We start from the raw sequence: 20276 nt of genomic DNA, 5'->3' as shown, positions 1-20276 counted from the left end.
TGGCATGGAGGCGTCACTCAGCGGACATTGATCACGCTGCTTTCAACCCCGCGGATCAACGTGATCGCCCCGCCTTGCGGCTTGGCACTGCGCTGCACCGCAGGTTTTGGCACTGGGGCCGCCGCCATCGCCATGACCGGTGCAGGGGCTGGCGGCGCAACGGCCACGGCCTTCTTCTCCAGGTTCAACGGGTTGCGCAAGGCCAATTGCAGCTTGCCTTCGGTCTGCGCAGTGACCAGCAATTCCGCTTCGCTGGCGGACATTTCCAGCGTCACGGCCCGCACCACTACCGGTTGGGTCTTGTCCGTGCCTGCGGTCTGGTCCACGGCCAGCACCCGCAGATTTTCCAGGAGGGTCCGGGACGTCGCGCTGTTGCTGCCGGCGTTGGTGGTCTTGGTCGCCAAGACATCGACCCGGTTGCCTGGCAAGAGAAAGCCACCCACGCCGACCACATCATCCACACGCACCGATATGGCGCGTTTGTCCGGTGCGATCAGCGAAGCCAGGGTGCTGCCGCCCAAGTGCTCACTCAGACGCGCGCCCCGCACAATGTCGCCGCGCAGGATGTCGAAGGTGGCGATCTTGCCCACGGCCTGCTCGCTGGCATCGAAGGCGTCGTCCGGGATCGTGTCCATGGGCATGCGCACGGTGGTGACTTGCTGGGCCTCGACCATTTGCCCGAAGGGGATTTCCACCGTGGCGACCACCACGCTTCGCAAGTGGTCATCGGGGGTCGCGTTGAGTCGTGCGCTCAGCCAGGAGTCGGCCATCCATGCGGCACCAAGGCCCATTACCAGGGAAACGCCTATCAAAGGAAGCGTACGAGAGCTCATGTCGGTATCTCCAGATCAAAGGAAGTCGAGCTGAACGAAGTAGTTGTGCCAGGCCCATTCCAGCTCTTGCGGCGACAGGGGCCCGGAACCGCCCAGGTAACGCTGGCGGTCGAGTGCCATGTTCAACAGGTCACGGGGATGGCAAGGCACCAGCGGCATGCCTTCGCTTGCATACAGCCGCTGCAGGACATAACGCACCAGCAGCGGGTCGTACGGGATGCCCAGGCGTTCGCACTCCTGGCGCCAGATTTGTTCGTATTGCTCGGGCTTGAGGTAGCCGAACTGCACCTTGTAGCCAATGCGCCGCAGGAAGGCCTCGTCGGCCAATTCGAGGGGGTTGAGATTGGTGGAAAACACCAGCACCAGGTCGAACGGCAATTCGCAATGGCGGCCGCCGCCCAGGTTGATGAAGTCGCGTTTCTCCTCCATGGGCACGATCCAGCGATTGAGCAACTCGGCCGGGGCCATGCGCTGGCGGCCCATGTCATCGATGATGAACAGGCCGTTGCTGGCCTTGAGCTGCAACGCCGCCTGGTATTGCCGGGTGAACGGGTCGTAGCGCACATCCAACTGTTCCATGCTCAGCTCGCCGCCGGTGATGACGATCGGGCGTTTGCAGCACAGCAGCCGGCGGTCGATGCCTTCGTTGAGCATCAGGTGGTTCGATTGGCCGGTGTCATCCAGGCGCTGGTGCACCTGCGGGTCGTAGATCTCGATCACCGACTCATTGATGACGATGGCATGGGGCACCCAGATCGCCTCGGCGAACAGCCGGATCAAGCGGCTGCTGACATAGGTTTTGCCCGTGCCCGCCGGGCCGTAGATCATGATCGCCCGCCCGGAATTCAGGGCGACGCCCAATTGGTCGAGCATGCCTTGGCTCAACACCATGCCTGCCAGGGCGTGGTTCATGTCCTTGGCGGTGATGCGGCCATGGTGAATGGTCTGGATCTTGATCAGCGAGCGATAGGTGCTCACCGGGAACGGGGCCGCGCCGATGTAGCCGCTACGGGCCAGGGCGTCACGCGCCGAACTGCGGCCGCGCTCGGTCAGGCCATAACGCAGCGTCTGCCCGCCCGATTGCCCCAACTGGCCCAGTACTTCGACGCGACCGTCCTTGCGCAGGAACGCCAGGACTTCTTCCAGTACCGCGCCGGTTAGCGCCAGGCGCTCCACCAGCCGCGACATGTCCAGCACACCCGCGTCATGCAGGTGCTTGCACACCAGCTCACCCAGGAAGCTGTCGCTCAGGCCCGTGTCGCCAATGGTGCAGGGTTGTGGCGCCAAGCGTTGGACCGCTTCCCGTTCGCTGGGGTAGGCATCGCTATCGTTGATGACGTGCATGACTAGACTCCCCAGCCGCCGGCAACCAGTTGCCAGTAAACGCTGTTCAAAGTACCGATCAGGATCGCAATCGAATAAGGAAAGGGTTTGCCGGCCACTTCATCGCTAGTCGGCGCCAGATAGGCCTGGGCTCGCACAATCAACCAGTAGCGCCCCAAGGTCTGGAGCAGTTGTCCCCGGGCCAGGACGATCAGGAAACCGCACACACCGCCGGCGATCAGGCTGAACAGCGCCGCCCACAGTGCGTAATGAAAAGGCAGGAAGCTGCCGACCATGGTCATCAGCTTGACGTCACCGGCGGCCATGCCACCGACCGCGTACATGGGCAGGAACAGTCCGAAACAGATCAGCATGCCCAGCAGGCTGTCGCCCAGGCCGCCGAGTCCAGCGGTATAGAGCTGGCCGGCCACACCCAGGGCAAGGCCCAACAGGACCAGCGTGTTGGGGATGCGATGGCGAAGCAGATCGCTCACCACCGCCACACCCAGTAGTCCTAGCAACAATACCGTCGACACCAGCAATTCCATGGACATGATGCGTCTCCCTAGGGTGGTTATCGTTAGCAGGCGAGGTTGCCATTGGCGGCTTGGCACAATGCTCGGATCTTGGTATCCACGACACCGCCCAGAAGGACGAATGCCGCTGCCACCAACACCGTGATCAAGCCACCCGCCACCGCGTATTCAACAATGGTCAGGCCGTCTTCATCTTTGGCGAACTTGCTGATCGAAGTTCTTATTGTCTGGAGAGTCATTTCATGAACCTCACGCGCGGAAGAAGTACTGCTACGAACTTGGTCGGAGGGGACAGCGCGAAGTCCATTTGATTGATTCGTTGTACTCACTGCAAAAGAGTCGCAAGCGTTATTCCTTGAAAATCACCGTGTCCCCGTCACCGCAAGCTGCCGCTGTCAGCAGGCAACGTTGCCGTTGACCGCCTGGCACAGTGCACGGATCTTGGTATTCACGGCACCACCCAGAAGAACGAAGGCTGCGGCCACCAATACGGTGATCAGCCCACCCGCCACCGCATATTCCACAATGGTCAGGCCATCTTCATCTTTGGCGAACTTCAGTACCGAAGCCTTGATTGTTTGAAGAGTCATTTCGCACACCTCATCGGGGTTGTTTTTCAAGGGGCAGTACATTGCGAACTGCCTGATGCAACCCTAGTCAGCAGGTGGTCATGGCCGTTAGGAGGATTTTGCACATCGCTAGGATTTTTTTGCGGGGGATGGGAAACGGTCCAGGGTCGGACAATCCATCCGCGCCGCGGCGCAAACAGGGGCTCGCCAGCATCCGGTGACAGGGGCCGGCGCTAAAAATTGCGTTTTTATAAAAAATTATTCGGCGAAGTGATGGCACAGTGACAATACTGCTAGCTAAAGGGCAGAAAGAACCTCTGGGTAGTCGTCCTATGACGTCAAATCTGACTGGCAAGCCAAAGCTGTTATGGTTCGATCTGACTCATGATCGGTCCACCAAGGAACTCATCTCCCAGTTCCTGGACACGTGCGATTGCACATTGGCAAAAAACGCCATGCTGCCCAGCGGGGAACAGGTCGACATGATCTGCATCCACTTCGATCGCCCGGACACGCCAGGCCTGCGGCGCCTGTTGGAGATCAAGCGGACCGTTCCCGCCACCCCCATCACCATGTTCACTGTGCAGCACTCCGAAGAACTGGCGGTGTGGGCCATGCGTTCCAGCGTCTGGGAATACATGGTGGTGCCCCTGTCTACCGCCGAGAGAAAGCGCTACCTGACGGCCGTGGTGCAACTGTGCGAACTGCGCCGCACCACCAATGGCCGGGGAAAGACCTCGCAGATCGACCACTCCCCGACCCTGCCGGACAGTATCCGCCTGACCACCGGGCACCAGAAACACCAGGCTCTGAGCCACATCATGCTGTACATCGACCAGCATTTTCGCGACAGCATCGATCAGCGCGACCTGGCCAAGCGCTGCGGCATGACCACATTTCGCTTCAGCCGGGTGTTCAAGGAAGCCAACGGGCTCGGCTTCACCGACTACGTGCTGAACAAACGCATGAGCTTTGCCAAGGAACTGCTCGACAACAGCCAGATGCCCATCACCAGCATCGGTTATGAGGCCGGCTTCAAGGACCCGTCCTACTTCGCCCGCGCCTTCAAGCAATACGCCAGTTGCACCCCCAGTGAATACCGTCTTGCGTACCAGGTGCGCAGCGCACGTCCTGCACCGCCGCCTACGGATGAAGCGGCTCTGCAAGCGATTGAAAACCTGGTCCACAGCCTTGAGGGCTGAGTCAGTGGCTATTCAGGAGAGCACTTGGTCGGTGGCCGGCGCCCGGCTCACGGGGCGAGCTTTCTTCTCTCGATAGGAACGGACAGGACAATGCTGGTCCGCGTCTCACCGTACGCATTAATTTTCGCAATAATGTCCTCGATCTCAGCCATGGATCTGGCGTAGATGCGGATCAGATAGGAGTCATTCCCCGTGATGTGCAGGCACTCGACCACTTCGGGTATGTCGGTGAGTGTCGCGATCAATTTGGCTTTCGCCGGCTTGAGGGTGGTGATGCCGACAACAGCCGATATACCGTAGCCCAGTTTGGTTGGATCTAACTGAGCGCAATAACCCTTGATGACGCCGGAGTCTTCAAGTTTGCGCAACCTGTCATTGGTGGCAGGAATCGAAAGGCCTGCGTGCTTGGAAAGCTCGGTGATGGAAATGCGACCACAGTCCTGTACCTTACCCAGGATTTTGACGTCTATACGATCCATGTGCGTTTTCCCCGGTTAAAAGTATAAATTTTAATGAAAAGCCCGCGTTTTTCATTAAAAAAAGCATGCACCAAAATAAAGCATGGCGCTAGTCTATTTCCTGCCTGAAAGACCTGAAAAGAATCCGGGTAATCAACAGCCCGGCTCTTTGGCGTGACGCACTCATAATAAAATATTCTCTCCAGGGATGGTGTTCGCATGGAAGATGAAAAGAAAAAGTGTGAAAAAAAACCTCACCCGCTCGTTCAGCACATTGGCACGCAAGTCCTAAGTCTTCGGCATTTCAAGAAGGATCAGTTACTGATGTACCTGATGGGTGTCAGTTTCTTTTCGCTGGGTGCCAAGTGTTTCATCATCAGTCAACTGGGTACTGACCCTTTAGACGTCTTGATCATCTCTATCGATAAAATACTCACGCTGGGCATGGGCGTTTGCTCGGCGATCGTATCGCTGTTTTTCCTGACATGGTGGATGCTCTGGAACAAAAAATACCCGCCGATAAGCCCGTTCATTACAACCACGCTGACCGGGCTGTTGATCGATCTCTGGACGTGGCTGGGGCTCGGCGAGTACTTGATCGTCAGGATGAATGAGTACGCGTTATTGGCCTCGGGGCTGACGCTGTGCGCCTATTCCTCCGCATTGATCATCATGAGCGGTATCGGCATCAGGATCATGGACCTGGTGGTACTGACCATGGTTTCCAAATGGAACTGGTCATTCACCAAAGCCAAAATGCTCATTGAAATCGGCATCTTTTCCAGCGGTTGGCTTTTAGGCGGGCCTTTCGGGATAGGCACGATTGCTTTTTTGTTGGTGATCGGTCCGCTTATTCAACCGTTCATGAATATGAATGCCAAGCGCTTTGCACTTAAAAACTATGGATTGATGAGCGCTTCCTCCGCTTACTAATACCCCATAACGATGACTGCCCTTGAGGGCGGCAGGATTGTTTCGTCTCGACTTTTTAAACCGATGCTATTGATAACAACTTCCGTGATGAGGAGTGAAAGATGGACACTACAAAAAATAAAAACTGGACCTTGGAAAGCAGCCCGGCAAAACTGGAAGAAATACTTCCCGGGGGTGTCGTGAAGTGTCATCTTTCCCCACGCAACTGTGTCATCCAGGAAGGCAAGGTAGGTTTTTGCAAAGTGCGCGGAAACCGTGGGGGCAGGCTCGTTACATTGAACTACGGTAAAGGCGTTCACAGCACCGAAGAGACCATCGAAACCGAAGCCGTTTTCCACTTTGCCCCGGGGGAACGAATCTTGTCCCTGGGTAATATCGGCTGCATGCTCAACTGCGGTTACTGTCATAACTGGAAGACATCGCAGGCCAAATACGTCACCGACAAGGACGTTTACTATTACACCCCTGAGCAGGTGGTGGAAACCGCTCTCAAGCACGGCATACGCGTTATTTCCTGGACTTATAACGATCCCGTCGTCTGGCACGAATTCATCCTCGACACGGCAAAGCTGGCCAAGGAAGCGGGCCTGATCAACCTGTATAAATCGGCATTCTTCATCAGTGAAGAAGCGATTGATGAGTTATTGCCGGTCATCGATATTTTCTCGATCTCGCTGAAATCCATCTCCCCGGAATACTACCGCAAGGTCACCACCGGCTGGGTGGAGCCCGTCCTGGCCGGCATAAAGAAAGTCTATGACGCCGGCAAATATGTCGAGGTCAGCACCTTGATGGTGACCGACATCAGCGACGACGAGGATACGGCCCGGAAAATCAGCCAGTGGGTCCTGGATGAACTGGGCCCGAACGTGCCGCTGCACTTCGTCCGGTTTCACCCCGATTACAAGATGAGCAACAGCATCCGTACGCCTGTGGACAGGCTCCTGAAGGCTCGGGACGTTGCTCGGAGCATGGGCGTTGAGCATGTCTACCTGGGTAACGTGAATGACGTCGAAGGGACCAATACCAGTTGCAACCACTGTAACGCCCTGCTTGTCACCCGTTATGGCTTGAACGCTGAAATCATCGGACTGGACAGCAAAGGGTGCTGTTCTCAATGCGGGCACGATGCGCATTTCAAATTACTCGGCGAACACCAGGCGAACGCTCCTGTCGAGCTGCGCGAGGACGCGTTGAGCGCCTACGAGAAGCGCAAGTTCGAGTGGCACGGAGACATCGTGTCGCTGCACGCCCAAGTGCTGAATACCGAAGACTTCGAACAGACCGTCTACCTGCGACGCAATTACACGAACGGGCACAACAGCGAGTGGAAATCACTGAGCCTGCGCCCACATGAAAGCTATCGATTCATCATTGCCAAGGCACGCATTGATGAAACAGGCCCTGAGGTCTGGCTCCCCAACGGCGTGAACTCGAACCTTCATGAAGTCTTCGACCGGGCTCACTTCCCGACGGAGTCGATTGAAGAGATTGGTATTTCGCAAAACGACATCACCCCGACCGTGGGTTACGAGGGCAAGCAAAACATGTATGAACAGGTCATCAAACTGGTCAGCCAAGCATGAAAGCGTCTACTGAAATACTTCATATCAAGGTGGATGACCGGGATGCCCACCCTTCGGTAACGCCTATTTATCAGTGCAGCGCTTTCAACGCTGACTCGGCGTTCTTCTACTCAAGGAAAGCCAACCCCAATGTGACTGAATTGGAACAGGTCGTCGCGTCCCTGGAGGGCAGTGAATATGCCCTGGCCTACAGCACCGGGATGAGCGCGATCTATATGGTGTTGGAGCTGTTGAAACCGGGGGCTTCGCTGGTCATCAACAAATACATCTATGGCTGCTCTTATAAATTGTTCCAGCGCTATGCGGCACGTATCGGCGCACACCTGACGATTCTGGATCTCACCACGGCAGAGGGCCTGAAGGCCTTGCCGGCGAACGTGGACATGGTCATTTTCGAAACGCCGACCAACCCGTTCCTGAAAGACATTGATATCCATGCGGTCAGCCGGGCCGTCAAGCAACATAACCCACAGGCGCTGGTGGTCGTTGACAATACCTGGGCCACGCCGATATTCCAGAAACCGTTGAATTTTGGTGCCGACATTTCCCTGTACAGCGCCACCAAATACTTCTCTGGACACAGTGATGTCATGGGCGGCCTGGTGCTGGTCAACAATGAAACGATTTACAGCCGTCTCCTTGAGGGCCGTTTTTATTCAGGCACGATACTCACCCCCAATAGCGCCTGGTTGCTACGCAGGAGCATGCAGACGTTCAACCTGCGCATGGAAAAACACAGCCAGACCACATCAAGCATGCTCAATTATCTGCGCGAGCTGCCTTTTATCGAGCATGTCTATTACCCACGCATCGATGGCCAGCAATTGACCGGTTATGGCGGCATTGTGTTTGTTGATATCCGGCCCGATCTGGTGCCCTTTTATAAAACGTTCACCAGCGCGCTCAAATGGTTCGGCACAGGCACCGGCATGGCCTGCGTGACCTCGATGGTTGCCCAGCCCTTCAGTGGCAGCCACGCCTCGATGACGGATCAGGAAAAAGCGGACATGGGCATCGAGAAGGGCCTGGTTCGATTGTGTTTTGGCCTGGAGGACCTTGAAGACCTTAAGGAGGACCTGCTCCAGGCATTCGAAACCATGGAAAGCAAAGTCGATCAGAAAAGCACACTCGATCCTGCATAACGGTGTCATCACAAGCAACGAGCCTTCAATGGCTCGTTGCTTTTTTATGGAGAAGCGAAAGTGTCCAGCGCATTCGAAAGCACGATATTCGACGACCCCATCCTGAACGTCATCCACCTACTTAACTCGATTGCCCAGGAAAACCCGGAAGCCATTTCACTGGCTTCCGGTCGACCCGACGACCAGCAGTGCGACCCTGCGCTCATCGACAGGGGCCTGGCCCAATACAAACATCACGTTGCCGGCACCGAACAGTCACTTGCGACGCTGCTTTGCCAATATGGAAAAACCTCGGGATTCATCAATGAAATAATCGCCACCCATTTGCAGGTGGATGAAGGGATCACCGTTTCCACCCCTGAAAGCATCGTGGTGTGCCTGGGGTTTCAAGAAGCCTGCACCTTGACGCTCCTGTCCATTTTTGAAGGCGGCGGGGTCTTATTGGTGCCTGACCCGGTGTTTTCCGGGGTCACGGGCATCGCAAAACTGTTGGGCATAAAAATAGTCCCCGTGCCCATCGCGGCTTTTCTCGACCCAATCGCCCTGCGCAGGATCGTTGAAGAACTTGAATCCAAAGGGGAAAAAACCAAAGCACTCTATGCCGTTCCGGACTTTAGCAATCCGACCGCCGACAGCCTTTCCTATCACGCCAGGACAGCCATGCTTTCCTTGGCCAATGAAAAGAACTTCTTCATCCTCGAAGACACGGCCTACCGCTACTTCAGATACGAAGGCGAGGCCATTGCGTCCATGAAGTCCATCGACAGCAGTCGAGTGTTCTTGCTGGGCTCCTTTGCCAAATCGATTTTTCCGGGCTTGCGCATGGGTTATGTGGTCGTGCCAGAGGGCACTGGGGTCATGTCCTTCGGCCGCCGATTGTGCAAAGCGAAAAGCCTGATCACGGTGAACACCCCTGCCCTGTGTCAAGCGGTCGTCGCCGGCTTGCTGATCGAAAACGACTATTCCTTGAAAGGGCTGAACCACCCCAGGGTGCTGTCTTACACGGAGAAAAGAAACCACATGCTCGAACGCCTCGAGCGCGAATTCCCAGCCAAGGTCGACGGCCAAAGAACAGTCAGCTGGAATCGTCCGGCAGGCGGCTTCTTCATCAATCTGCAGCTGCCTTTCGCCTTTGGGTATTGTGAAATGCGCGAATGCGCCCAGCAGTTCAAGGTGATCGTATTCCCTACCACTTTATTTTCGCTGACAAATGAGGCGGCTAACCAGGTCAGGCTTTCATTCAGCAATGCCACCGCCTCAGACGTCACCCAGGCAATAGGCCGATTCAGGGCGTATGTTGAGTCCAGACTGCAGTAGGACCTCTTTTCACGCATCGTTTTCGATCAGGTTGCTGTAGCCAGCATGACGCCAGTGGCGACCTGGTAGGCCCCCAGGATGGTAATGGTCGCCCCTGAAAAGTAGTTGATCAGCCTTAGCTTCGATTCGGCAATCCGCGCCTTGAAGATGGAAGAGAACCCGCTCAAGCCCAGCCACCAAGCCGCCGAGCCCAGGAATATACCGGTCACCATCGGCAGCAACGCATGCTGGCCGCCTTGGTCACTGGCCATGCCATCACTCAACGCGGCAAATATCGCGATAAACGACAAGATGGTCATGGGGTTCGACAGGGTCAGGAACAGCGTAGTCGAATAGGCTTTGAACATATTGGCCCGCTCGCCCGCCATGGCCGTCGAGCCGCCCTTCGATCGTATGGTCTGGTAGCCAATGTAGGCAAGGAACAGCCCGCCAAAGATACACAACCAGGGTTTAAAGCTGATGAGCGTCGCAATGATGGCCGTGACACCCAGGGCACCGATGAATCCGTAGATCGAATCGGCTGTGGCCGCGCCCAATCCCGTCGCGAAACCGGCTCGCCAGCCAAGCATCAGGCTTCGCTGTATGCACAACAGTCCAATGGGTCCTACAGGGGCTGCAATGCACAGCCCAATGACCATCGATTTAACGAAAATCAGCATAAATGCATCTCCAGAATGGGTACTGGAAGGTTAGGAGAAGTGCATTTCTTTAGGAATGAACTATTAATCTTCCTAAGCGTTTTCCCTTAAGTTTTGCAGGAAGTAATCTCATCCTCCCTTCAATATTAAGGAAAATCGTCGCCAGCCCACTCAGGCTTTTTTATGCGCATAAAAAAACGCCGCTCAAATGAGCGGCGTTTCTTTGAATTTGGAGCGGGAAACGAGACTCGAACTCGCGACCCCGACCTTGGCAAGGTCGTGCTCTACCAACTGAGCTATTCCCGCAAATGGCGTCCCCTAGGGGACTCGAACCCCTGTTACCGCCGTGAAAGGGCGGTGTCCTAGGCCACTAGACGAAGGGGACACGCTGCCCGGAACACATGGTGTGTGTTCCAGTGCCCAGACCCGCCTCCGAAGACTTGGTTCTGGTTTCACTCAGCCCTGCCCGAAAGCAACGCTGTTTAAAATTGGAGCGGGAAACGAGACTCGAACTCGCGACCCCGACCTTGGCAAGGTCGTGCTCTACCAACTGAGCTATTCCCGCATTGGCGTCCCCTAGGGGACTCGAACCCCTGTTACCGCCGTGAAAGGGCGGTGTCCTAGGCCACTAGACGAAGGGGACACACGTACAACATTCACTGCTTACAGCGTTTGGCTGAGTGCTTTACGCTGTAAGTGGCGCGCATTCTATGGATGGATTGAAGGGTCGTCAACCCCCAGATATAAATTTATTTAAATCAATGACTTCGCCCGGTTTGGGGGCGATCCGGACATTTTGCCCGCCCGGTCTCTGACGCCTATATTCTGTCACCCGCCGAGACGCTATAGTCGCGCCCGGCAAATGATGGCAATGTGCACCTACCCGGTTATGCTTCCTATAAACAGCACGACGCCCGTCTAATCGCGTCGCTCGGGCCTATGCGCTTAAAAGCCAAGCCACTACACTCATGACATGCGTACCACAATAAAGAGGTCTTACCGGTGACACCACTCATGATCACCCTGCTCGTCGTAGCCGGGATCGCCCTGTTGATCGCCATTGGCTACATGAACCACGTGGTGGAAAACAACAAGCTGGAAAAGGCCCGCACCAAGGTAGAACTCAACGACCGCATGCGTCGCTGTGGCGAGCTCACCGAAACCTTCCCCGGGCAGTTGATGACCCCGGCCCTGAAGTTGTTGATGACGCGCCTTGAGATGAACGTCTGCCAGCGCTTGCTGAACCTGGACAAGACCAATTCCGCGGTCAAGGCACGCCTGGACGAGTTGAGCGCACTGGCCGCCCAAGGTGAATCGATCCCGGTGAACAACCCACCGGCGCCGATCCAGACCGAAGCCAAGGCCAAGGACGTACGTTTTCTGCTCGAGGCCTTGCACGGCCAGATCACCCGCGCCGCCCAGGACGGTTTCCTGCCACCTAACGAAGCCAAGCGCTGGATTCGCGAAGTGCGACACATCCTGGTGCTGCTGCACATCGAGTTCTTCAACAACCTCGGCCAGCAAGCCCTGCAGCAAGAACAACCCGGGCAGGCCCGCCTGGCCTTCGAGCGCGGCGTGCAGTACCTGCGCAAGCAACAGGAACCCCAGGTCTACGCTGAACAACTGGCCTACCTGGAGAAACTCCTGGCCCGCGCCAATGCCCAGGTCCTGGCCAGCACCCAGCCGGTCGAAGGCGAGGTCAATCAGTTGACCGAAGGGCTGAAGGACGCCGAAGTCAACGACGAGTGGAAGAAGAAGAAGGTTTACGACTGAGAATTTTTTGTCGGATACCAATCATGTGTGGCAAGGGGATCTAGAGAAACGTCGCATCGCCCCGCTCTGGGCTGTAGGAGCTGACGAGTGCAACGAGGCTGCGATCTTTACGCTGGCGCTTGAGTCGCAGCCGAAAATCAAAAGATCGCAGCCTTCGGCAGCTCCTACAGGGCACACAACCCAGCGGGGCGGTGCGACGCTTCGCTAAATCCCCTGGCCATAAAGGCTTCCGTCGCTTTTGTCACAACTTGAAATGCCCCACCATCCCTTTCAACTCAACCCCCAACTGCGCCAGCTCGATGCTGGAGGCGGCATTGCCGCGCATCGCCAGGGAAGATTGATCGGCGCTGGCGCGAATGCTGGTGACACTGCGATTGATCTCCTCGGCCACCGAACTCTGCTGCTCGGCCGCCGCCGCGATCTGTTGGTTCATCTGTTGGATCAGTGATACCGCCGCCGCAATACTGCCCAAGGCGCTTTCGGTCTGCAGTGCATCGCTGACCGCCATCTTCACCAACTCGCCACTGCTCTGGATCTGCTGCACGGAAGCCTGGGCCGCTGAACGCAAGGCGCTCACCAATCGCTCGATTTCCTCGGTGGACTGTTGCGTACGCCTGGCCAACGCCCGTACCTCATCGGCCACGACCGCAAAGCCCCGGCCCTGCTCCCCGGCCCGGGCGGCCTCGATAGCGGCATTGAGCGCCAACAGGTTGGTTTGCTCGGCCACGCTCTTGATCACACTCAGCACCGTGCCAATGTTCTGGATCTCGGCGCTGAGGCTCTCGATGCTGGAACTGACCGATGTGGCCGAATCGGCCAACTGCTCGATGCGCACCATGCTCTGACGCACCACCTGCTGGCCGCTTTCAACCTTGTCGTCGGCAGTCTGGGCCGCTTGTGCGGCTTCTTCGGCGTTGCGTGCCACATCATGCACGGTCGCCGTCATCTGGTTCATCGCCGTGGCGACCTGCTCGGTTTCCTCTTTCTGGCTGCTGACTTCCAGGTTGGTCTGTTCAGTTACGGCCGACAGCGATTGGGCCGAATTGGCCAATTGCTCGATACCGGCCTGCAAGCCGCTGACGATACTGCTCAGCCCCGCGCCCATCTGTTGCATCGCCTGCATCAACTGCCCAATTTCGTCTCGGCGTGTCACTTCGACCGTGGCGCTCAAGTCACCCGACGCAATCTGCTGGGCCACGCGAATGACACTGCGCAGCGGCGTCACGATCAACCGGGTTATGACCCATGCCGCGATCAATCCCACCAACAACGCCAAGGCCGACGAACCGATGATCAGCAGCGAATTTTTCTTCAGTTCGGTCTGCATGGCCTGGTCTTCGGCATTGAAGGCCTGGTCAACCCGCGCCACCACCTGGTCGGCCCGCTCGTGCAGTTGCTGGTAGACGACTTTTTCCTTCGCCAGCAGGCCGGTGTATTCGGCCAATTGTTCATTGAACCCGGCGATATGCCCGGCCACTTCATTCAGCACGGTCTGGTAACCCGGGTCCTTGACCGTGGTCTTGAGCACCTCGGCCTGTTTCATCGCCTGCTCGGCCTGTTCGATGCTGCCTTCTGCGGCGCCCTCGACATTGCCTTTGCGGCTCTGGTCCAGGCGGACCCGGGCTTCGTTCATGGCCTGCAACATCAAGCGTGATACTTCGCTGACCTGGTTGGCCTGTTCGATGAATTCGGCCCCCTCCTTGCCTTCGGAGTCTTTCAAGGTATAGGCACCGTCATCCGCCAGCCCAGCCTGCAACACATCCAGGTTATTGGCGACACTGGACACCGACCAACTGGCCATTTCCAGCGCCAGGTCCTTGCTCTGGCTCAACCCGACAAATTCGTCGAACGCCTTGCGATACGCGGCCAGCGCCTGCTCCACGTCGTCCATCACCGGCACGTTGGCGGCCGACTGCACCTTGAGTTCGTTCGCCTGGGCCACCAGCCCATCGACACCCTGGCGCAGGGCATCGGCCGTCTTGGGGTCGGAGCGCGAGGCGTATTCCTGCTCCAGCAGCCGGACCTTGAGCAACCCGCTGTTGAGGGCGGACATCTGTTTCAGGCCATCGAAGCGATGGCTGATGGTCTGCAGGGACCAGACACCGATGGCCGCGACCACAGCAGTCAGCAACAGCACCAGGACAAATCCGATACCCAGTTTCTTTGCCATACCCAAGTTGGCAAAACGTCCTTGCACGGCCGAAATCATTGCGCTCAGTCCTCTGCCAGTGTGTGTTGATTGCAGATTCGCAACGAGACGCCCTGCAACACAAGATGCTGGCGTCGGAATAATGGCAAAAAGCTACAGCCGCGTCGTTTTCAGGACACTAGAGGTCGATCCAGAGCCGCGGCCCGGAAGAACGCCTGCGCCCTGGAGTCACGGGCATACGCCACGTTAATCCGTAGCCAGTCGCTGTCGGCACCTGAAGGGCTGAATGCGCTACGCGAAGACAGCAGCACGCCGAAACGCCTGGCCAGACGTTGTACTCCAGCGTAGTCACATAATGGCGGTCTTGCCCAGATGAAAAGCCCGCCGGCCGGTTTGCCAAAGACCTCCCAGTCGGCGTCTTCCAGTACCTGCAACAGCACCGCCATATCGGCACCCAGACGCTGCCGCTGGCGCTGGACCAGCTTGCGATAGGCGCCATTGGCCAGGAGGCAGGCAAGGACCGACTCACAGAACCGCGATCCCCCCATGCTGGTAATGCCCTTGACCTTGCTCAGGCGCGCGATGATGGTGGGCCCGGCCACTACGAAGCCGACGCGCAACGAACTGCTCAGCGTTTTCGAGAAGCTGCCCACGTAGACCACATCGGGATCCAGTGCCGCCAGCCGGGTCCGTGCCGAACTCTGGAAATCACCATAGGCATCGTCTTCGATCACCAGTACGCCGTGTTCCTTCGTCAATTGCAGCAGCCGTTGCGCGACGGCCGGAGCCAGGCTGCTGCCGGTCGGATTATGGCAGGCGCTGTTGACGAACAGCGCAGTGGGCCGGTGCATCTCCAGCAGGTCTTGCAGCGCATCGACGTCCGGGCCACGGGGGGTCCTGGGCAGTTCGATCATGTCGATGTCGTGCAACCTGAGCAGGTCGAACAAGCTTGAATAACCGGGGCTCTCCACGACCACGCGGGAACCCGGCGACAACAGTGTCCGTACGATCAAGTCCAACCCATGGGTCGCCCCGGTGGTGGTCAGGATCTGGTCTTTATCGGCCTCGATATTGAATCGTTTCAGGCGCCTGGACAGTTGCTCACGCAAGGCGGGCAGCCCCAACGACGTGCTGTAGTTGAACAACCCCGCCATGTCGGTGCGAGTGACCTGACGGATCGCATAGCCCAGGTCATCGCTTTCACGCCAGCTCTCGGGCAGCCCGCCACACCCCAGCTTCAATTCCCATTGCGAGCTGTCGCCGCCCTCGGCGAGCATGTCCTGCTGTCGATTCTGTACGGTGGGCTCGGGCCCGGGCGAAGGGGGCGGTGCGACAAAAAAACTGGAACCATGGCGGGATGCCAACAGACCTTGAGCGACCAGGCGCTCACACGCTTCATTGACACTGGACTGGCTGAGCAGGTTCTCCCGCGCCAGTTGACGGACGGATGGCAGCCGAGTCCCCGGCTGCACCGCATCCTGGCGGATCCAGCCGGTCAGCGCGTCGACGATTTGCTGCACGACAGGCACCAGGGCCTGTCGGTCGATTCTCAACTCCATGAGTAACCAAGCTCCTAAGCGTTTGTTTTATTTCCGGAAACAGTTAAGCACAGGCCGCTACGAGACGATGTACGACAACGTCGCCAAAACCGTCGATTCTCACTTTTTGAAACACATTGAGGACCGTTCCGAGGTTTTTCGGCCCCACATGAAAAAGCCCGCAACCAGTGCGGGCTTCCTCCTACAAGCTGAGGGGCACGTCCTCAGAACGCCGTGACGCCGCCGTCCACCGCCAGCGAATGGCCGGTAGTGAAGGCCGCGCCGTCGCTGCACAAATACAACACGGCGCTGGCAATTTCCTCGACTTTTCCAATACGCCCCACCGGGTGCATGGTGTTGGCGAACTCGCCTTTTTTCGGGTCCGCCTCATAGGCACGACGGAACATGTCGGTGTCGATCACCGCCGGACAGACCGCATTCACGCGGATTTTTTTCTTGGCGTATTCGATGGCGGCCGATTTGGTCAGGCCGATCACGGCATGCTTGGACGCCGCATAGATGCTCATCTTCGGCGCGGCGCCCAGGCCAGCCACCGAGGCCGTATTGACGATCGCGCCACCGCCCTGGGCCAGCAGCAATGGCAACTGGTACTTCATGCACAGCCAGACGCCCTTCACATTGACCCCCATGATGGCATCGAACTCATCGAGGGTACCGTCGGCGAGCTTGCCCTTCTCGATCTCGATCCCGGCGTTGTTGAAGGCGTAGTCAAGGCGACCGTAGGTCTTGACCACCTCCTCCATCAGCTGCCGCACATCGTTTTCCAGCGTCACGTTGCAGCGCACGAACACCGCCTCACCGCCCGCATCACGAATCGACTGCACCGTGCCCTCGCCGCCCGCCACATCCAGGTCGGCCACCACCACCTTCAGGCCCTCTGCCGCGAACGCCTGGGCAGTGGCCCGGCCGATGCCAGCAGCGGCGCCGGTGACCACGGCGACCTGTCCGGAAAACGTCATGCTCATTGTCTGTTCCTCGAAGAGAGTGCGGGAGATGCCGCCAGTCTAGACACAGGTCCCCAGGGCGCGGCAGCACTATCCAACTGCCGTTTGAGCATTCATGGGCGCCAGTGATAAGGCCTCCGGGCGAACTATCACTGTGTTGGATCGAACTGCATTCGCTGTATCAGCCAACCTTGCGGCAAATGCTTCGAAGGTCTATCAACAAAGCTTCATTCATCTTGAGTGCCAACCATGACTGCCCAGACCAATCGCCAGTTTCTGCTCGCCAAACGCCCGGTAGGCGCGGCGACCCGCGAGACTTTCACCTATCAGCAAGTACCGGTCGGCGAACCGGCAGCAGGCCAGATCCTGGTGAAAAACGAATACCTGTCCCTGGACCCGGCCATGCGCGGCTGGATGAACGAGGGCAAGTCCTATATCCCGCCGGTCGGCATCGGCGAGGTGATGCGCGCATTGGGTGTCGGCCAGGTAATCGCCTCGAACAACCCGGGGTTTGCGGTCGGGGACTACGTCAACGGTGCGTTGGGGGTGCAGGATTATTTCCTCGGCGAGCCAAGAGGTTTCTACAAGGTCGATCCGAAACTGGCACCGCTGCCACGTTATTTGTCCGCCTTGGGCATGACCGGCATGACCGCCTATTTCGCCCTGCTGGACGTCGGCGCGCCCAAGGCTGGCGAGACCGTGGTGCTCTCAGGGGCCGCCGGTGCGGTGGGCAGCATCGCCGGGCAGATCGCCAAGATCAAAGGCTGTCGCGTGGTGGGCATCGCCGGCGGGGCCGACAAATGCAAGTTCCTGGTCGATGAACTGGGTTTCGACGGCGCCATCGACTACAAGAACGAAGACGTCCACGCCGGCCTCAAGCGCGAATGCCCCAAGGGCGTAGATGTGTATTTCGATAACGTCGGGGGCGACATCCTGGATGCCGTGCTCAGCCGCTTGAACCTCAAGGCCCGCGTGGTGATTTGTGGCGCCATCAGCCAGTACAACAACAAGGAAGCGGTGAAGGGCCCTGCCAACTACCTGTCGCTGCTGGTCAACCGGGCGCGCATGGAAGGCTTCGTGGTCATGGACTACGCCGCGCAGTTCGCCGCCGCCGGGCAGGAAATGGCCGGCTGGATGGCCAAGGGGCAGCTCAAGAGCAAGGAAGACATTGTCGAAGGGCTGGAGACATTCCCCGAGACGCTGACCAAATTGTTCAGTGGGGAGAACTTCGGGAAGTTGGTATTGAAGGTCTGACACAAACAACTGTGGGATCTGGGTGCTCAAGGCCTGACACAAAACAACTGTGGGAGCGAGCTTGCTCGCGATGGGGCCGTGTCAGTCAACATTGATATGACTGACATACCGCTATCGCGAGCAAGCTCGCTCCCACATTGCGGATCTTCGGTGTCTGGTCAGGCCAGTTCGGCCACCACCGCCGCCAGCGCCTTGGCCGGATCGGCGGCCTGGCTGATCGGGCGACCGATCACCAGGTAATCGGCACCGGCGTCCAGCGCCTGGCGCGGGGTCAGGATGCGACGCTGGTCGTCCTGGGCACTGCCGGCTGGACGAATCCCCGGGGTCACCAATTGCAGCGACGGGTGAGCCGCTTTCAGGGCGCTGGCCTCCAGGGCCGAACAGACCAGACCGTCCAGGCCGGCCTTCTGCGCCAGCGCCGCCAGCCGCAGCACCTGTTCCTGAGGCTCGACGTCCAGGCCGATTCCGGCCAGGTCCTCGCGCTCCATGCTGGTCAGCACGGTCACGCCGATCAGCAACGGTTTCGGGCCGCTGCGCTGATCCAGCACTTCACGGCAGGCCGCCATCATGCGCAGGCCACCGGAGCAATGCACGTTGACCATCCACACGCCCATCTCCGCAGCCGCCTTGACGGCCATGGCGGTGGTGTTGGGGATGTCGTGGAACTTCAGGTCCAGGAACACTTCGAAACCCTTGTCGCGCAGGGTCCCGACAATTTCCGAAGCACAACTGGTGAACAGTTCCTTGCCGACTTTGACCCGGCAAAGCTTGGGGTCCAACTGGTCGGCCAGCTTCAGGGCGGCGTCACGGGTGGGGAAATCCAGGGCGACGATAATGGGCGTCTGGCAGGCGGACATGAGCGGGCTCTCAGGCAAGTCGAAATCGGCGCGCATTGTAGCGGAACGAGCGCTCGTGCGGGACCCGATGATCGGTAAATCTCATCGCCCCCCAGCAGCATGGACGATACCGGCCTTTGTGTCGAAGCCGATACATTCATGACATGCGTACAACACGTCCACACGCTACCGTCCGCGGCCGCAACCCGTCCTTGCAGCGCTTCACGCCTCGCGGCACGAAGCCTATGCTGAGGGCTCAACCTCGCCGCCTTCTTTGCGGTTGGCAGCCTACCTGGCAGATGATGCATCCATGCAGAACACCCCTGTTGCAAATTCTGACGATCAAAAAGTGCTCGACGATGACAAGCGCTGGAACACCCGCGCGCTGATCGTCGATGACGACGTGCCGATCCGCGAGCTGCTGATCGATTACCTGGCCCGCTTCAGCATACGGGCCTGCGGCGTGACCGATGGCGCGGCCATGCGCCAGGCGATGCAGGCCGAACACTTCGACGTGATCGTGCTCGACCTGATGCTGCCGGGTGAAGATGGCTTGCAGTTGTGCCGCTGGCTGCGCGCCGAATCGGACATCCCGATCCTGATGCTCACCGCTCGCTGCGAGCCCACTGACCGTATCATCGGCCTGGAGCTGGGCGCCGACGACTACATGGCCAAGCCGTTCGAACCCAGGGAACTGGTGGCGCGTATCCAGACCATCCTGCGCCGGGTGCGCGACGACCGCAGCGAGCAGCGGGCCAATATCCGTTTCGACAACTGGCGGCTCAACAGCGTGCTGCGCCAATTGATCTCGATCGATGGGCTGGTGGTGCCGCTGTCCAATGCCGAGTTCCGCCTGTTGTGGGTCTTCATCGAACGACCGCGCCGGGTGCTCAGCCGCGAACAACTGCTGGACGCGGCTCGCGGGCGCTCCATCGAGGCGTTCGACCGCAGCATCGACCTGCTTGTATCACGCCTGCGCCAGAAGCTGGGCGACGACCCCAAGGCGCCGCAACTGATCAAGACCGTGCGCGGTGAGGGCTACTTGTTCGATGCACGGGACATCGGTTGATGCAACTGCGCCTCGACTCCCTGTTCGGTCGCCTGTTTGGCGTGCTGTTGCTGGCGATTGTCCTGGCGCATCTGTTGGCCTTTGCCTGGTTTTTCCACTACGACCAGCCCCCACCTCCCGGGCCGCGGCCTGAAATGGCCCGACAAGGCGAAGCC

At 58.4% G+C, this 20276-nt stretch carries 19 protein-coding genes, 4 tRNA genes and 2 pseudogenes; 9 read left to right on the top strand and 16 right to left on the bottom strand.

The genetic code is table 11. The features are described 5' to 3' along the window. Positions 1-17: 17 nt before the first annotated feature. The 5 genes from cpaB to LQ215_RS23915 all read right to left on the bottom strand — a co-directional run bounded on the left by cpaB (position 18) and on the right by LQ215_RS23915 (position 3282). Positions 18-833 (bottom strand): Flp pilus assembly protein CpaB, encoded by an 816-nt coding sequence (cpaB, locus tag LQ215_RS23935; RefSeq protein ID WP_230152859.1) that lies wholly within the window; start codon positions 831-833, stop codon positions 18-20. A gap of 15 nt (positions 834-848) precedes the next feature. After that, positions 849-2177 (bottom strand): AAA family ATPase, encoded by a 1329-nt coding sequence (locus LQ215_RS23930; RefSeq protein ID WP_230152858.1) that lies wholly within the window; start codon positions 2175-2177, stop codon positions 849-851. 2 nt (positions 2178-2179) lie between these two features. Continuing rightward, complete coding sequence (locus LQ215_RS23925; protein ID WP_230152857.1) at positions 2180-2710, bottom strand: A24 family peptidase; 531 nt, start codon at positions 2708-2710, stop codon at positions 2180-2182. Positions 2711-2736: 26 nt separating this feature from the next. Beyond that, on the bottom strand, positions 2737-2931 hold the full coding sequence (locus LQ215_RS23920; protein ID WP_230152856.1) for a Flp family type IVb pilin: 195 nt from the start codon (positions 2929-2931) through the stop codon (positions 2737-2739). Positions 2932-3087: 156 nt separating this feature from the next. Next, entirely contained in the window at positions 3088-3282 is a 195-nt protein-coding gene (locus tag LQ215_RS23915; RefSeq protein WP_008070254.1) for a Flp family type IVb pilin, read from the bottom strand. A 311-nt stretch (positions 3283-3593) separates the two neighbouring features. On the opposite strand from LQ215_RS23915, the gene LQ215_RS23910 reads away from it, so the two are divergent. After that, positions 3594-4463, top strand: coding sequence for a response regulator transcription factor (locus LQ215_RS23910; protein WP_230152855.1), 870 nt, complete (start codon positions 3594-3596; stop codon positions 4461-4463). Between the two features lie 47 nt (positions 4464-4510). Here LQ215_RS23910 and LQ215_RS23905 read toward each other — a convergent pair whose 3' ends face one another. Then, complete coding sequence (locus tag LQ215_RS23905; protein ID WP_230152854.1) at positions 4511-4942, bottom strand: Lrp/AsnC family transcriptional regulator; 432 nt, start codon at positions 4940-4942, stop codon at positions 4511-4513. Positions 4943-5140: 198 nt separating this feature from the next. Between LQ215_RS23905 and LQ215_RS23900 the strand changes: the two genes are divergently transcribed. The 4 genes from LQ215_RS23900 (at position 5141) to LQ215_RS23885 (ending at position 9899) form a co-directional block, all read left to right on the top strand. Further along, positions 5141-5854 (top strand): YczE/YyaS/YitT family protein, encoded by a 714-nt coding sequence (locus LQ215_RS23900; protein ID WP_230152853.1) that lies wholly within the window; start codon positions 5141-5143, stop codon positions 5852-5854. 101 nt (positions 5855-5955) lie between these two features. Further along, positions 5956-7440 (top strand): AmmeMemoRadiSam system radical SAM enzyme, encoded by a 1485-nt coding sequence (amrS, locus tag LQ215_RS23895; RefSeq protein WP_230152852.1) that lies wholly within the window; start codon positions 5956-5958, stop codon positions 7438-7440. Further along, positions 7437-8582, top strand: a complete 1146-nt coding sequence (locus LQ215_RS23890; RefSeq protein WP_230152851.1) for a trans-sulfuration enzyme family protein — start codon at positions 7437-7439, stop codon at positions 8580-8582. Before amrS ends, LQ215_RS23890 begins: the two co-directional genes overlap by 4 nt. A 60-nt stretch (positions 8583-8642) precedes the next feature. After that, a complete protein-coding gene (locus tag LQ215_RS23885) occupies positions 8643-9899 on the top strand; it encodes a PLP-dependent aminotransferase family protein (RefSeq protein ID WP_230152850.1) in 1257 nt (418 codons plus the stop codon). Positions 9900-9925: 26 nt separating this feature from the next. On the opposite strand, the gene LQ215_RS23880 is transcribed toward LQ215_RS23885, so the two are convergent. The 5 genes from LQ215_RS23880 to LQ215_RS23860 all read right to left on the bottom strand — a co-directional run bounded on the left by LQ215_RS23880 (position 9926) and on the right by LQ215_RS23860 (position 11180). Next, the gene (locus LQ215_RS23880) at positions 9926-10558 is read right to left on the bottom strand and encodes a LysE family translocator (RefSeq protein WP_018610160.1); all 633 of its coding nucleotides are present in this window, start codon (positions 10556-10558) and stop codon (positions 9926-9928) included. A gap of 209 nt (positions 10559-10767) precedes the next feature. After that, positions 10768-10843: transfer RNA gene (locus LQ215_RS23875), tRNA-Gly, on the bottom strand. Between the two features lie 3 nt (positions 10844-10846). After that, a tRNA-Glu gene (locus LQ215_RS23870) sits at positions 10847-10922 on the bottom strand. 104 nt (positions 10923-11026) lie between these two features. Then, positions 11027-11102: transfer RNA gene (locus tag LQ215_RS23865), tRNA-Gly, on the bottom strand. Between the two features lie 2 nt (positions 11103-11104). Next, a tRNA-Glu gene (locus tag LQ215_RS23860) sits at positions 11105-11180 on the bottom strand. 371 nt (positions 11181-11551) lie between these two features. Between LQ215_RS23860 and LQ215_RS23855 the strand changes: the two genes are divergently transcribed. Continuing rightward, positions 11552-12310 carry a hypothetical protein gene (locus LQ215_RS23855; RefSeq protein ID WP_003204357.1) on the top strand — a complete coding sequence of 253 codons (759 nt, stop codon included), beginning with the start codon at positions 11552-11554 and terminating at the stop codon, positions 12308-12310. Between the two features lie 241 nt (positions 12311-12551). On the opposite strand, the gene LQ215_RS29845 is transcribed toward LQ215_RS23855, so the two are convergent. The 4 genes and pseudogenes from LQ215_RS29845 to LQ215_RS23840 all read right to left on the bottom strand — a co-directional run bounded on the left by LQ215_RS29845 (position 12552) and on the right by LQ215_RS23840 (position 16983). Then, positions 12552-13415, bottom strand: coding sequence for a methyl-accepting chemotaxis protein (locus tag LQ215_RS29845; RefSeq protein ID WP_436839595.1), 864 nt, complete (start codon positions 13413-13415; stop codon positions 12552-12554). Further along, positions 13413-13637: pseudogene (locus LQ215_RS29840) on the bottom strand (HAMP domain-containing protein); the annotation flags it as partial. The pseudogene LQ215_RS29840 and the gene LQ215_RS29845, both read right to left, overlap by 3 nt. 992 nt (positions 13638-14629) lie before the next feature. Then, complete coding sequence (locus tag LQ215_RS23845) at positions 14630-16018, bottom strand: PLP-dependent aminotransferase family protein (protein WP_230152848.1); 1389 nt, start codon at positions 16016-16018, stop codon at positions 14630-14632. A 203-nt stretch (positions 16019-16221) separates the two neighbouring features. Next, the gene (locus LQ215_RS23840; RefSeq protein WP_230152847.1) at positions 16222-16983 is read right to left on the bottom strand and encodes an SDR family oxidoreductase; all 762 of its coding nucleotides are present in this window, start codon (positions 16981-16983) and stop codon (positions 16222-16224) included. A gap of 228 nt (positions 16984-17211) precedes the next feature. Between LQ215_RS23840 and LQ215_RS23835 the strand changes: the two genes are divergently transcribed. Further along, positions 17212-18216, top strand: coding sequence for an NADP-dependent oxidoreductase (locus LQ215_RS23835; RefSeq protein WP_003204366.1), 1005 nt, complete (start codon positions 17212-17214; stop codon positions 18214-18216). 158 nt (positions 18217-18374) lie between these two features. On the opposite strand, the gene pyrF is transcribed toward LQ215_RS23835, so the two are convergent. Further along, a complete protein-coding gene (gene pyrF / locus LQ215_RS23830) occupies positions 18375-19073 on the bottom strand; it encodes an orotidine-5'-phosphate decarboxylase (protein ID WP_013694023.1) in 699 nt (232 codons plus the stop codon). A 289-nt stretch (positions 19074-19362) separates the two neighbouring features. Here pyrF and LQ215_RS23825 point away from each other — a divergent pair, with 289 nt between their 5' ends. Both LQ215_RS23825 and LQ215_RS23820 read left to right on the top strand, forming a co-directional pair. Further along, positions 19363-20121, top strand: a complete 759-nt coding sequence (locus LQ215_RS23825) for a response regulator (protein WP_230152846.1) — start codon at positions 19363-19365, stop codon at positions 20119-20121. Next, positions 20121-20276: pseudogene (locus LQ215_RS23820) on the top strand (two-component sensor histidine kinase); the annotation flags it as partial. The gene LQ215_RS23825 and the pseudogene LQ215_RS23820, both read left to right, overlap by 1 nt.

This window comes from Pseudomonas brassicacearum, assembly GCF_918698105.1.
GTDB classification, from domain to species: Bacteria; Pseudomonadota; Gammaproteobacteria; order Pseudomonadales; family Pseudomonadaceae; genus Aquipseudomonas; species Aquipseudomonas brassicacearum_F.
Note: the sequence above shows the minus strand (reverse complement) of the source record. Positions and strands in the feature narration are given on the sequence as shown.

Coding starts and splice junctions, on each gene's coding strand:
- cpaB (WP_230152859.1), bottom strand. CDS start 833: ATGAGCTCTCGTACGCTTCCTTTGATAGGCGTTTCCCTGGTAATGGGC.
- LQ215_RS23930 (WP_230152858.1), bottom strand. CDS start 2,177: ATGCACGTCATCAACGATAGCGATGCCTACCCCAGCGAACGGGAAGCG.
- LQ215_RS23925 (WP_230152857.1), bottom strand. CDS start 2,710: ATGTCCATGGAATTGCTGGTGTCGACGGTATTGTTGCTAGGACTACTG.
- LQ215_RS23920 (WP_230152856.1), bottom strand. CDS start 2,931: ATGACTCTCCAGACAATAAGAACTTCGATCAGCAAGTTCGCCAAAGAT.
- LQ215_RS23915 (WP_008070254.1), bottom strand. CDS start 3,282: ATGACTCTTCAAACAATCAAGGCTTCGGTACTGAAGTTCGCCAAAGAT.
- LQ215_RS23910 (WP_230152855.1), top strand. CDS start 3,594: ATGACGTCAAATCTGACTGGCAAGCCAAAGCTGTTATGGTTCGATCTG.
- LQ215_RS23905 (WP_230152854.1), bottom strand. CDS start 4,942: ATGGATCGTATAGACGTCAAAATCCTGGGTAAGGTACAGGACTGTGGT.
- LQ215_RS23900 (WP_230152853.1), top strand. CDS start 5,141: ATGGAAGATGAAAAGAAAAAGTGTGAAAAAAAACCTCACCCGCTCGTT.
- amrS (WP_230152852.1), top strand. CDS start 5,956: ATGGACACTACAAAAAATAAAAACTGGACCTTGGAAAGCAGCCCGGCA.
- LQ215_RS23890 (WP_230152851.1), top strand. CDS start 7,437: ATGAAAGCGTCTACTGAAATACTTCATATCAAGGTGGATGACCGGGAT.
- LQ215_RS23880 (WP_018610160.1), bottom strand. CDS start 10,558: ATGCTGATTTTCGTTAAATCGATGGTCATTGGGCTGTGCATTGCAGCC.
- LQ215_RS23855 (WP_003204357.1), top strand. CDS start 11,552: ATGATCACCCTGCTCGTCGTAGCCGGGATCGCCCTGTTGATCGCCATT.
- LQ215_RS29845 (WP_436839595.1), bottom strand. CDS start 13,415: ATGGGCGCGGGGCTGAGCAGTATCGTCAGCGGCTTGCAGGCCGGTATC.
- LQ215_RS23845 (WP_230152848.1), bottom strand. CDS start 16,018: ATGGAGTTGAGAATCGACCGACAGGCCCTGGTGCCTGTCGTGCAGCAA.
- LQ215_RS23840 (WP_230152847.1), bottom strand. CDS start 16,983: ATGAGCATGACGTTTTCCGGACAGGTCGCCGTGGTCACCGGCGCCGCT.
- LQ215_RS23835 (WP_003204366.1), top strand. CDS start 17,212: ATGACTGCCCAGACCAATCGCCAGTTTCTGCTCGCCAAACGCCCGGTA.
- pyrF (WP_013694023.1), bottom strand. CDS start 19,073: ATGTCCGCCTGCCAGACGCCCATTATCGTCGCCCTGGATTTCCCCACC.
- LQ215_RS23825 (WP_230152846.1), top strand. CDS start 19,363: ATGCAGAACACCCCTGTTGCAAATTCTGACGATCAAAAAGTGCTCGAC.